The 12,007-nt window shown below is 44.8% G+C and carries 10 protein-coding genes; 5 read left to right on the top strand and 5 right to left on the bottom strand.

Going from position 1 to position 12,007, the window contains the following annotated elements:
• Positions 1 to 24: 24 nt before the first annotated feature.
• From SU60_RS03880 to SU60_RS22220, 5 genes are all read right to left on the bottom strand, one after another.
• On the bottom strand, positions 25 to 606 hold the full coding sequence (locus SU60_RS03880; RefSeq protein WP_209419664.1) for a hypothetical protein: 582 nt from the start codon (positions 604 to 606) through the stop codon (positions 25 to 27).
• A 507-nt stretch (positions 607 to 1,113) separates the two neighbouring features.
• Entirely contained in the window at positions 1,114 to 1,401 is a 288-nt protein-coding gene (locus tag SU60_RS03870) for a hypothetical protein (RefSeq protein ID WP_041154400.1), read from the bottom strand.
• A 260-nt stretch (positions 1,402 to 1,661) separates the two neighbouring features.
• On the bottom strand, positions 1,662 to 2,567 hold the full coding sequence (locus SU60_RS03865) for a response regulator transcription factor (protein ID WP_041154399.1): 906 nt from the start codon (positions 2,565 to 2,567) through the stop codon (positions 1,662 to 1,664).
• Positions 2,545 to 4,155 carry an ATP-binding protein gene (locus SU60_RS22225; RefSeq protein WP_245228345.1) on the bottom strand — a complete coding sequence of 537 codons (1,611 nt, stop codon included), beginning with the start codon at positions 4,153 to 4,155 and terminating at the stop codon, positions 2,545 to 2,547. The genes SU60_RS03865 and SU60_RS22225 overlap by 23 nt, the downstream gene beginning before the upstream one ends.
• Positions 4,146 to 5,864: a purine-cytosine permease family protein gene (locus SU60_RS22220; protein ID WP_245228344.1), complete on the bottom strand. Its 1,719-nt coding sequence runs from the start codon at positions 5,862 to 5,864 to the stop codon at positions 4,146 to 4,148. Before SU60_RS22220 ends, SU60_RS22225 begins: the two co-directional genes overlap by 10 nt.
• 481 nt (positions 5,865 to 6,345) lie before the next feature.
• On the opposite strand from SU60_RS22220, the gene urtA reads away from it, so the two are divergent.
• The 5 genes from urtA to urtE all read left to right on the top strand — a co-directional run bounded on the left by urtA (position 6,346) and on the right by urtE (position 12,007).
• Entirely contained in the window at positions 6,346 to 7,563 is a 1,218-nt protein-coding gene (urtA, locus tag SU60_RS03855; protein WP_245228348.1) for an urea ABC transporter substrate-binding protein, read from the top strand.
• 184 nt (positions 7,564 to 7,747) lie between these two features.
• Positions 7,748 to 9,394: an urea ABC transporter permease subunit UrtB gene (gene urtB, locus SU60_RS03850; RefSeq protein WP_052481480.1), complete on the top strand. Its 1,647-nt coding sequence runs from the start codon at positions 7,748 to 7,750 to the stop codon at positions 9,392 to 9,394.
• 2 nt (positions 9,395 to 9,396) lie between these two features.
• Complete coding sequence (gene urtC, locus SU60_RS03845) at positions 9,397 to 10,482, top strand: urea ABC transporter permease subunit UrtC (RefSeq protein WP_041154397.1); 1,086 nt, start codon at positions 9,397 to 9,399, stop codon at positions 10,480 to 10,482.
• Positions 10,479 to 11,315 (top strand): urea ABC transporter ATP-binding protein UrtD, encoded by an 837-nt coding sequence (gene urtD, locus SU60_RS03840; protein WP_041154396.1) that lies wholly within the window; start codon positions 10,479 to 10,481, stop codon positions 11,313 to 11,315. Before urtC ends, urtD begins: the two co-directional genes overlap by 4 nt.
• Positions 11,312 to 12,007: an urea ABC transporter ATP-binding subunit UrtE gene (gene urtE, locus SU60_RS03835; protein ID WP_041154395.1), complete on the top strand. Its 696-nt coding sequence runs from the start codon at positions 11,312 to 11,314 to the stop codon at positions 12,005 to 12,007. Before urtD ends, urtE begins: the two co-directional genes overlap by 4 nt.

The following is a 12,007-nucleotide window of genomic DNA, read 5'->3' as shown; positions in this document are numbered from 1 at the left end:
TCTGCCTTAAACGCTTTGTTATGCCTAATATCTATTTGGGAAATGCTTTTTTCCAGCAAGCCATAAATAAATATCAATTTCTCTTAAGCTGAACTCTTCCAAAGAGTAGTACCGACTAAATGCCTTAATTATTTGAACGAATATGCGATAGTTTTTAAGATCATCTTTTTTAAACTGACAAAAGGAATCCCGCCTCTTGAAATGCATGAGCATTTTTTCTACATATGAATCATAAATTGGGTAATCATTGGGTTTATGGTGACTACAATACTTAGTAGCAAAAGAATAGAATCTTCGGGTTTTACCTTTGATTTCAATAGGTGCAACTTCATCAACCAAACCTAGACAACCTTGGTTAAGCTTCTCATCAATGCTCAAACCAAGTATATGCTTTGAAACTGAGTAAGTATCGTAGATATTAGTACTATAAAAGTCATTGAGAGCACTAACCTTTAGCAATACATCTTCTATTTTGTCGTTCTGAGGACAAAATTTTTTAAACAGGTTTTCCAACGACTTTTCTTGAAGAGTGTAACTATCCAATGTGTGCCAAAGCTCCAAGTAGCCCTTTACAATATCAATACTTGGGTTTTCTGGGAATGTCACCAATATCTCCTTAGGCATAACGCTTTCTATACGGCTTTTAGCCGTCTTTTATCGTTCAATAATGCGGTCGTTCTTATCGTAACTCAATTGATAATCAGCATGTTAGCTAGAAGCATGGAAGATTATACTGCAAAATGGCGCATAATTTTAGAATGTCTAACATTTAGACTTCATCGAATAAATTTTAGTAAGCCAAACGCACATTGGCAGAATGTGTATTGGATTCGATGCTACAACAGAAAGGGGCAGAAATAATTCACGAAACAGGTTGTTTCGCAATTGTGCAAGACCCTCTTGCACAATTGGATACTAGAGTTTGTCCAACAGCCTGTTGGACATTTGATGAAGCAGGCAATTTCCTATTTGTGCAGCAAGCTGCTGCACAAATTAATCTCATGATGGTTTCATGTGTTCTAAACACTGAATGGGGCAAATACGGGTTAGTACACCTTAGTGAACAAACTGACGGATACAAATAAGCCTCGCATTGGCGAGGCTTGATAATGTTTACTTGTAGTATTGGTGACGCCTTTTCGAATTATGCTTCCAACACTTAGCAACGTCATATACGTGTGCAGGGTAATCATCCCACGGATTAGCCAGTGATTTTCCTCTAGCTGCTCGCAGCTTGATTGGATATTCACGACACTCAACTTTGTGGAGAAAATAGTAGCTCTTCTCCTGCTTGGTTGAAAAATGCTTGTGAGTTCCACTACGTACGCTAGGATACACATCCCATAGATAAGCCCCTTGCGCTTTGACATGACTTCGGTACTGTTGCTTTAGTTTTTTCATTTACCCTCCAGGTTTACATTACCTAGAAGGGGTCCTCTGCAAAGTAGTTCATTCGGCCACCATGATGTGCTCTTTACCTAAGTCTAGCAAATTCTAGTTAGGGCCTAAAAGTATTACCAAAACTTATCAAGCAAACCATGCATCTTAAAACACTTCGGGGCAAAACCTTGTTAGAGCAAAAGGCAAACTACGTAAAAAGCCTCGAACTTTAATTTCCACCGACAGTCCCTTTCTCTGCCTTCATTGGCTTCTCGTTCAAGCTAGCTTGCCCGCTCTAAAATTCTGATCGATATGCTTGCAGCAGCTGTACGGTTATCGACGTCCAGTTTTTTGTATACCTGCTCAAGATGCTTATGCACAGTGCGTGGGCTCATTTCTAATATCTGGGCGATTTCCCAGTTCGTTTTAGCAAAAGAGAGCCAATACAGCACCTGAGATTCGCGTTTTGTTAGACCCAAATGCGTTTGCAGATCTTTCTCTGAACCATTTTGTTTTGGGGTAGAAATCCGGACAAGCGAGTGAATGCCATTGTAGTCCCCAGCGTAGCTTGCTTCTAAGCTCGGGGTAAACTGAGTTAATGGCAACGAAGAGTCCGCGGGAGATTGCATTAGCCAAATGGCGATATCTTGCTGGATTTTTTGCCAGGTTTCAGACAAATCATCACCTAGGTCGCACAACAGCTCTTGAGCATGGGGCGTTGCCCATTCCAGATTTCCGTTATTGGAGACACAGAATATGTATTGTCCTGCGTAGTCTAGGGCGGCTTGAGCCGACTTTGCAAGACGAGCAGACTGACTGTGCACCTTAATTCGAGCCAACACTTCGTCAGGAACGACGGGTTTAGTGATGTAATCTGTGCCGCCAGATTCAAATCCTTGTATGACATGTTTGGAGTCATTCAATCCGGTCATAAAAATAATCGGTGTTGAAGGGAGGGATTCCTTAAGTTTGACACAAGTATCAAACCCGTCCATTTCAGGCATGATGGCATCTAGTAAGATAACATCTGGTTGTACTTTTTCGATGATGGTAAGTGCCTGAAACCCGCTCGTCGCGACAAGAACGGTAAGCCCCGCTTGATTTAGCGTCGCATTTAACATCCCAAGTGATTCCGGTGAGTCATCGACGACTAATACGATGATGTTATTGGTTGTTATAATGCTCATTTATCAGTCCATCTATTTGCGCGATAATATTGTTAAAATTACATTCTTGTAGATTTTGTTTTAGTTCAGACAACCAATCATCACTCGCGGCGTGCATTTGAATCATGGTTTCTAGCTCATTGCTTACTGCTGACAAAAAACCAATTGCGGCGTACTCCCGCATACGTACTAATTGTTGGTAGCTCGGAGTCGGATTGGTTTGCGCTGCCTCTGGGTCATCTAGAGCCTCTGGGTTTTTCTCTTCCGGTGCGACTTCTTCTTCATAGAGCCATTCGATATCCAGTAAACGATACAATTTAGCAAGCAACATCGGAACCGAAACTGGCTTTGTTAAATAGTCATTATGATAACGGGCAAGTTGGTTGTGTATTTCCAGTTCTTGTATGTTAGCTGAAAGCATCATAATCGGTTGTCGGTAATGCTCTTTTCTTAGCTGAATGGCTAATTGCCAGCCATTCATTTGTGGCATAAAGATATCAAGTAAGAACAAATCAATATGATGTGTTTTGACCATTTTTAAGGCTTGCGGTGCGTTTTCTGCAGTGAGCACGTTAAAACCCAATGGTTGAAGAATGCGAGCAATTAATTGTCGTTGATCGTCGATATCGTCCACCACTAAGATGGTCTGACGTTTTCCAGAGTAGCCAATAATAGTGTCATCCAATACCTCAGGCTCAACCGTACCTTCTAGGACTTCAGGAAGCATCAACTTCAACACAAAGGCACTGCCGTAATTGACTTGGCTGGTGCAGGATATTTCTCCGCCCATCAGTTCCGCTAGGGCGTTTGAGATAGTGAGCCCCAGTCCAGAGCCATTGATTGCCATCGTTTTTTGGTTCTTTATTCGTTCAAAGGGTTTGAAAATCAGCTCCAAATCCTGTTCAGATAAACCAATACCCGTGTCCTGAACACTGAAGTGAACCACTTGATTACGATAACGAACTTTGAAGGTGATTTTGCCTTGCTCGGTATATTTTACCGCATTGCCTAGCAGGTTGATCAAGATTTGGCGCAAGCGTTGTTTATCTGCAGCAACAAACTTGGGTAGATAGCCAGACACTTCGTATTCAAACTCAAGTCCTTTGCGTTTTGCTTGCATCGAGAACATATCAACGAGTTGGTCGAGCAGGGCGGTTAGGGAGAACTCATCACGATGTAACTCTAATCTTCCTGCTTCAATTTTAGAGATTTCTAGTAGGCCCTCAATCATATCGGAAAGATGTTTACCGTTACGTTTTAACACGTCAGCATAATCGCGGGTTTGTTGATTAGATGTTTGATCTGTACGCAATAGCTGTGCGTAGCCGAGTAGGATGTTAAGCGGTGTCCTCAACTCATGACTTAAGCTCGCCAAATACCGACTTTTTGCATTGTTTGCGGTTTCCGCAGAGCGTTTGGCTTGCTCCAATGCGAGAGAGGTTTTCTGGTGTGCGTTGATTTCTGTGGTCAACAATGTTGTGTGTGATTGTAACTCCATTAACGCGGTTCTGCTGCTTGTTCGAGCTAAGACCAGCAACCAGCTGATGACACCAATGGGAATCAACAATAACGCGAACGATTTGATTAAGCCTCCAGAAATTACATCCATGTCGCTTGTTCAAGCCCGGGAATTTGTGAATACGCCAATGTAAGAATACAGCCCATTGCGACGGTCACGATAAGCATCACGACGACAAACTGCGCCAGAGTAGAAGACACACTGTTTACCCAGTTGGCTGGCAAATAGGGTGAAAGTAAGTCTTTTACTTGTGCACTAAACGTCGCTTGTGGTCGGCATTGGTCATGACAGCGGACATCAAGTGAGCAGCACAGTGAGCAAATATGGCCACCGTAAGCGGGGCAGAGCGCCATGTCTTCTTTTTCAAACGTCAGCTCGCAAACCGTGCACTGATGGGTTTCTTCTGAGCTGGTTACGATCACGTTATTTTCAACCAGGTAATAGCGACTGCGAGTAAGTAGTGCAATGAGCGGAGCCGTAATAAATGGTAATGCAAATGCTATATAGGATGCGAAAGCGTTGATCATCTCACCATAAAAATTGAGATGAGCCGTAATTCCAACCACCGATGCAATCAACATAGAGCCGACACCAACCGGATTAATGTCATACAGTTTTGAGCGTTTAAACTCGATGGTTTTAGGACTTAGCCCTAGAGGTTTGTTCACAACTAAATCTGCGACAACGGAGCCAACCCACGCAAGAACGAGTACAGAATAGATCTGTAAGGTTTTTTCAAGCAGTTGATAGACGCCAAGCTCCATCAACAGTAATGCGATAAAGACATTAAACACAACCCAGACAACGCGACCTGGGTGGTGGTGAGTCAGGCGAGAGAAAAAGTTAGACCAAGCGAGTGAGCCGGCGTAGGCGTTGGCAACGTTGATTTTCAACTGAGAAATAATCACGAATAAGCCGGCGGCCAATAATGCCAGTTGGGTGTTATCGGTCGTAAAAGTAAACACATTAAAGTACATGTGAGCAGGGTCGGCTGCGAGATTGGGTAACACGCCTTGGCTAATGGCAAACCACGCTAGAAAACTCCCAAGCACGAGCTTCATTGAGCCAAAAATCATCCAGCCAGGACCACCGAGTAGCATTGCACTCCACCATTTGAGTTTGCCGCACTTTTCTTTCTCGGGCAGGAAACGTAAAAAGTCGACTTGTTCACCTATTTGTGCAACCACAGACAGGAGAACGGCTGAGGCTGAGCCAAATAGTAACCAATTGAAATCGGTACTTGCATCATTGACACCCGCATAGCTCAACCATTCACTGATGTTAGCGTCTTGATGGGTAAATAAATAGATAAGAGGGGTGATCTGTAAGGCTAGCCAAATCGGTTGGGACCACATTTGAAAGCGGCCGATATTGGTAATCCCCAATACGACGAGCGGAATGACGATGACCGCACTGATCACATAAGCAATGGCAATGGGAATGCCAAACAGAAGCTCGATAGCCATGGACATGATGGAGGCTTCTAAGGCGAAAAAAATAAAGGTAAACGATGCGTAAATCAAAGAGACGATCGTTGAGCCGATATAGCCAAACCCAGCCCCACGACTGAGCAAATCAATATCAACGCCGTGTTTGGCGGCGTAGTAGCAGATAGGAATACCGGAAAAAATTACCACTAGCGCTACGGCTAAAATCGCCCAAAGCGAATTGATAACCCCGTAGTTGAGTGTGATGGTGCCACCAAGCGCTTCAAGGACTAAAAACGACACAATGCCTAACGCAGTATTCGCAATCCAACTCGCTGACCATTTACGTGCGCGCTTTGCCGTAAATCGCAACGCGAAATCTTCCAGTAACTCGTTACCAACCAGTTTATTGTATCGACGTCGAGTGATGGGAACTTGTTGTGTGTTAATAACTCTCTTTCCTTGAGATATACAGTACTACTTGCCTTCAAGTGACGTATAACGTGATGTCATACAGGTGGCAGGCATATCCGTTATTTTCATACTATGTTACGCACATCCTGTGCTCCACAAATATAGCTCTTTTTATTACATCTCTCCATGCGTAATTGTGCGTAGTTTTGCTGCGCTAACTGCGCATATTCAAATGATTCAATCTGGCTGATACTGAACCTCGTTCATTCCGACATCACGATTTCAATCACTTGGTTATCGTCATGTCTTCAAGGGCATTGAATGAACCAGATTTACAACGTTTTAATTTTTTGCAAATTTACTTTAAGGAAGAAGACGAATGAAACGGAATTTCTTAGCGACTTCAGTACTAGCAGCGTCACTCTTTAGTGGATACGTAATGGCAGATGAAGACACCATTAAAGTTGGTGTTCTGCACTCACTATCCGGCACGATGGCAATCAGCGAAACCACTCTTAAAGACACTATGTTAATGCTGATTGATGAGCAGAACAAAAAAGGTGGCTTGTTAGGTAAGAAACTTGAAGCGGTCGTTGTTGACCCTGCCTCTAACTGGCCAATGTTTGCTGAAAAAGCACGTGAGCTGATCTCGAAAGACAAAGTGGATGCGGTCTTTGGCTGTTGGACATCAGTATCCCGTAAATCGGTATTGCCCGTTTTTGAAGAGCTCGACAGCTTACTTTTCTACCCAGTGCAATATGAGGGTGAAGAATCGTCTAAAAATGTTTTTTACACCGGCGCTGCGCCAAACCAGCAAGCTATTCCAGCCGTTGACTACTTGTTAGAGCAAGGTGTTAAGCGTTGGGTGCTGGCTGGAACCGACTACGTTTACCCGCGCACGACTAATAAAATCCTAGAAGCGTATTTGAAAGAGAAGGGTGTGACGGATGCTGACATCATGATCAACTACACACCGTTTGGTCACTCTGATTGGCAGTCCATTGTGTCAGATATCAAAAAGTTTGGTTCCGCAGGTAAGAAAACCGCTGTGGTATCAACCATCAACGGCGATGCAAATGTTCCGTTCTACAAAGAGTTGGGTAACCAAGGTATTTCAGCCAGCGATATCCCTGTCGTTGCATTCTCCGTAGGTGAAGAAGAACTTTCTGGTATGGATACGTCTTCGTTGGTTGGCCACTTGGCAGCTTGGAACTACTTCATGAGCGTTGAATCTGACGCGAACGACGAGTTCATTGAGCAGTGGCATAAATTCATTAAAGACGATGAACGTGTCACCAATGACCCAATGGAAGCGCATTATATCGGTTTCAACATGTGGGTTGAGGCCGTGAAAAAAGCCGGTACAACGGATCCTTCTGTGGTCGGTGATGCCTTGATCGGGGTGACGGTACCAAACTTGACTGGTGGTTACTCAGCAATGATGCCTAACCACCACATCACTAAGCCAGTACTGTTGGGCGAGATTCAGGATGATGGTCAATTTGAAACCGTATGGCAAACGTCTGGCCTAGTTGCTGGTGATGCATGGTCGGATTTCTTACCAGGCTCAAAAGACCTTATCTCTGATTGGCGTCAACCGTTGTCATGCGGTAACTACAACATCAAAACAGGCAAATGTTCTGGTCAAAACTACTAACGGGTTTTTAGAACGACTCCTGTCATAGAGTCCAGTTCTTCATGTTTATTTCAGCGTTACTTGATATGTACTCACTAAGTTGACAGTAACGCTGTCATCCAATTGGACTTACATTTTACTCATTCTCTCTGAGATGCGTATTCTACTTAACAGAGGCTCTCAAATGATATTTCATGCATTTGTTATGCAACGATTTAGCCGTTTGTTTGGTTGTCTTTCTAAAGGTGGCCTTGGTATTTTCGTTGCACTCTCTAGCATATTCTTAACGGCTCAAACCTTCGCTTCTGCTACTAATTTCGAGAGTGAACTGCAACGACTCACCACCCGAGATTATGATCAAGTCAGCATCGCTGTCGCAAACATTGGTGATAGTGGTGATGAGCGTGCAGTTGACGTTTTAAATTTACTATTAGCGGGCGACATTTACTTTGATAAAGATTCCAAGCAGCTGGTCAAAATCGTCGAGAAACAAGGCTCCAAATATTTAGTCACTCCACTTTTCGCCGCAGAATCGACACCAGCACAACAAGTAAAACGCCGCTCAGTCAAAAAAGTGGGCATTAACAACCAACTCCGTGGGGAGATCAAGCTTCAGTTGGCGGCACTTAATATTCGCCATCCTGATGAACATAAGAGAATTGATGCCGTTACCCAACTGATGGGTGAGCTTGACGCTCAAAGTTACGCGATGTTGCAACAGGCGCGGAGTACAGAAACCGATTCGGACGTACAGCAAGTATTGGACACCGCGTTGGCGATTTATCAACTGGAACACAGCAGTACACAAGATGAACAGTTGGCCGCTATTGCAACTCTGGGTGACAGCTATCAACCAACGGCTCGTAATGCGCTCACTCAGTTTTTGTCCACTGAGCCAAACCAAACGTTAACCGAAGCAACAAATAAAGCGCTTGGGTTAATAGAGCAGCGCGTCAGTATGGCGCAGTTTGGTGAAACTTTGTTCTTTGGCCTAAGTCTGGGTTCTGTTCTTGTGTTGGCAGCGATTGGTTTGGCGATTACCTTTGGTGTTATGGGCATCATCAACATGGCCCATGGCGAACTGATCATGCTGGGTGCGTACACGACGTATGTCATTCAAACGCTGATGCCAAATCATATTGGTTGGTCGATTATTGTTTCAATACCTGTGGCATTTTTGGTGTCCGGTGCTGTCGGGGTTTTAATTGAACGGACTGTAATTCGTCACTTGTACGGACGTCCATTGGAAACGTTACTGGCGACATTTGGTATCAGTTTGGTGCTTCAACAAGCCGTGCGTACCATCTTCTCACCTCTGAACCGTTCTGTTTCTACCCCAGAATGGATGCAAGGTGTCATTGAAATTAACCCACTACTGAGTCTGACGCTTAACCGTTTCTACATCATTATTTTCTGCTTAATCGTCTTTGCCATGTTGTTCGCTGTATTACGTTATACCCGACTCGGTATTGAAGTTCGTGCTGTGTCTCAAAACCGCAATATGGCACGTTCAATGGGTGTGAAATCCGAGTGGGTTGATGCCATGACGTTCGGCTTAGGTTCGGGTATCGCAGGCATTGCAGGTGTAGCACTCAGCCAATTAACTAACGTCGGTCCTAACTTAGGGCAAGCGTACATTATCGACTCTTTTATGGTCGTGGTGTTTGGTGGTGTCGGTAATTTGTGGGGTACTTTGGTGGCAGGTATGTCGCTTGGTATTGCTAACAAAGTGATGGAGCCTTGGGCTGGTGCCGTTCTGGCGAAAATCCTAGTACTGGTATTCATCATTCTCTTTATTCAGAAGAAACCCCGAGGCTTGTTCCCTCAGAAGGGTCGCTCGGCGGAGGGTTAATCATGGATCTTCAATCAAAATTGTTCGATCGTTCTACACTGCTGTTTTTGATTGTTTTGGGTGCCGCGCTGTGTGTCATTCCATCAATGAACTTGTTCTTTGCCGAAGGCTCGGCATTGCACATGTCCACCTACACAATCACGCTCATGGGTAAATACCTCACTTATGCATTATTGGCCGTTGCCGTGGATTTAGTGTGGGGCTATTTAGGGATTTTAAGCCTGGGTCATGCCGCATTTTTTGCACTCGGTGGTTATGCCATGGGGATGTATTTAATGCGCCAGATTGGAGACCGAGGTGTGTATGGTAACGCAGAGTTACCGGATTTTATGGTTTTCCTTAACTGGCAAGAGTTGCCATGGTTTTGGCACGGTTTTGACCAGTTCTGGTTTGCGATGCTGATGGTCGTGCTTGCTCCTGGAATACTTGCATTCGTATTTGGTTGGTTTGCGTTTCGCTCTCGTGTTACTGGGGTGTATCTATCGATTATTACTCAAGCGCTGACTTATGCCTTACTACTTGCATTTTTCCGTAACGAAATGGGCTTTGGCGGTAACAATGGACTAACTGACTTTAAGGACATCTTGGGGTTTGACCTCCAAGCAGACTCGACCCGACTGACTCTGTTCATGTTGTCCGGCATTGCTTTGGGTTTAGGCTATTTGGCATGTCGCTTTATTGTCGTCAGTCGTCTAGGCCGTGTTGCAATGGCGGTGCGAGACGCAGAAGCAAGAACTCGTTTTACTGGTTACAAAGTCGAATACGTCAAGCTGGCTATCTTCACATTTTCTGCCGTGCTTGCCGGTATTGCTGGGGCGTTATATGTCCCTCAAGTTGGCATTATCAACCCCTCTGAGTTTTCACCTCTGAATTCTATAGAGCTAGTGGTATGGGTGGCGCTAGGCGGTCGTGCAACCTTATACGGAGCCGTAGTCGGGGCGCTTGCTGTTAATTATGCCAAAACCTACCTGACCGCAGCACTGCCTGAAGTATGGCTGTTTAGTTTGGGGGCGATGTTTGTCCTTGTGACGTTGTTCCTTCCAAAAGGAGTAACTGGGCTTATCAAACGTAAAGAGGTGCAATCATGAGCGTCCTTAAATATGTAAAAGCACTGACTGATCGTGACCAAGTCTATGACTTTATGATGCCACAAGTGAATCCGATGCTTAACGTGGGACATGGCTGCTTGTTGTATCTAGAAGGAATCAGCGTTGCGTTTGACGGCTTTAAAGCGATTAATGACTTAAACCTGTATATCAAAGAAGGCGAGTTACGATGCATTATTGGTCCAAATGGTGCGGGAAAAACCACCATGATGGATATTATTACTGGTAAAACGCGCCCTGATAGCGGCACGGCCTGGTTTGGTCAAAACATTAACTTGCTCGACATGAGTGAGCCAGAGATTGCACAAGCTGGTATCGGCCGTAAGTTTCAAAAGCCGACTGTGTTCGAATCTCAATCAGTCTTTCACAACTTGGAATTGGCCATGGCGGGCCCTAAAACGGTGCTGTCGAGTCTCTTTGCTACGCTGACGCCAAGCCAAGTGGATCACATTGATCACGTATTGAAACAAATCGGTTTATACGAGAATCGCAGTCTATTGGCAGGCGCTTTGTCCCACGGACAAAAGCAGTGGTTAGAAATCGGCATGCTGCTTATGCAGAACCCGAAGTTGCTTTTGGTCGATGAGCCAGTTGCGGGTATGACCCACCAAGAAATGGACCGAACCGGTGAACTGCTTACCTCTTTAGCGGGTGAACGCACCATTGTGCTGGTTGAGCACGATATGGACTTTGTCCGTTCGGTTGCCCGTGATGTCACGGTGCTTCACCAAGGCAGTGTGTTGGCTGAAGGCACTATGGATAAAGTGCAAAGCAACCCGAAAGTTGTGGAAGTCTACCTTGGAGAAGAAGCATGATTGAGATTAAAGGACTAAACCAATTTTATGGTCAGAGCCACACGTTGTGGGATCTCGATATGCATATTCCTGAAGGAAAGTGCACGGTACTTATGGGACGAAATGGGGTCGGAAAAACCACGTTGTTGCAATGCATTATGGGATTGTTGCCGACCAAAAGTGGTGAAATTAACTTCCTTGGCCAAGACATTACCAAATTGGCAGCGGAGAAACGCGCACCGATTGGTATCGGTTATGTACCGCAAGGGCGGCAAATTTTTCCATTACTCACCGTCGAAGAGAATTTGCGCATTGGATTGCCAATGCGAGGTGATGGTGCGAAGCAAGTGCCAGACTTTATTTATGAGCTTTTTCCTGTGTTGAAGGAGATGCTTCACCGTCGAGGCGGGGATTTATCGGGTGGACAACAACAGCAGTTGGCTATTGGGCGTGCTTTGGTGATTAACCCCAAACTACTGATTTTGGATGAACCAACGGAAGGGATTCAACCGAATGTCGTAGCGGAAATCGGCGACATTATTCGTCGACTGAACAAAGAAATCGGCCTCACGGTGTTACTCGTCGAGCAGAAACTGCCTTTCGCCCGCAAAGTGGCAGATAACTTTTGCATTATTGACCGTGGTCGACAGGTTGCGATGGGCGACATGGACGCCCTAAACGACGAATTGGTTAAGAAATATCTCACGGTGTGA

The organism is Vibrio mytili (genome assembly GCF_000830505.1).
GTDB classification, from domain to species: Bacteria; Pseudomonadota; Gammaproteobacteria; order Enterobacterales; family Vibrionaceae; genus Vibrio; species Vibrio mytili.
Note: the sequence above shows the minus strand (reverse complement) of the source record. Positions and strands in the feature narration are given on the sequence as shown.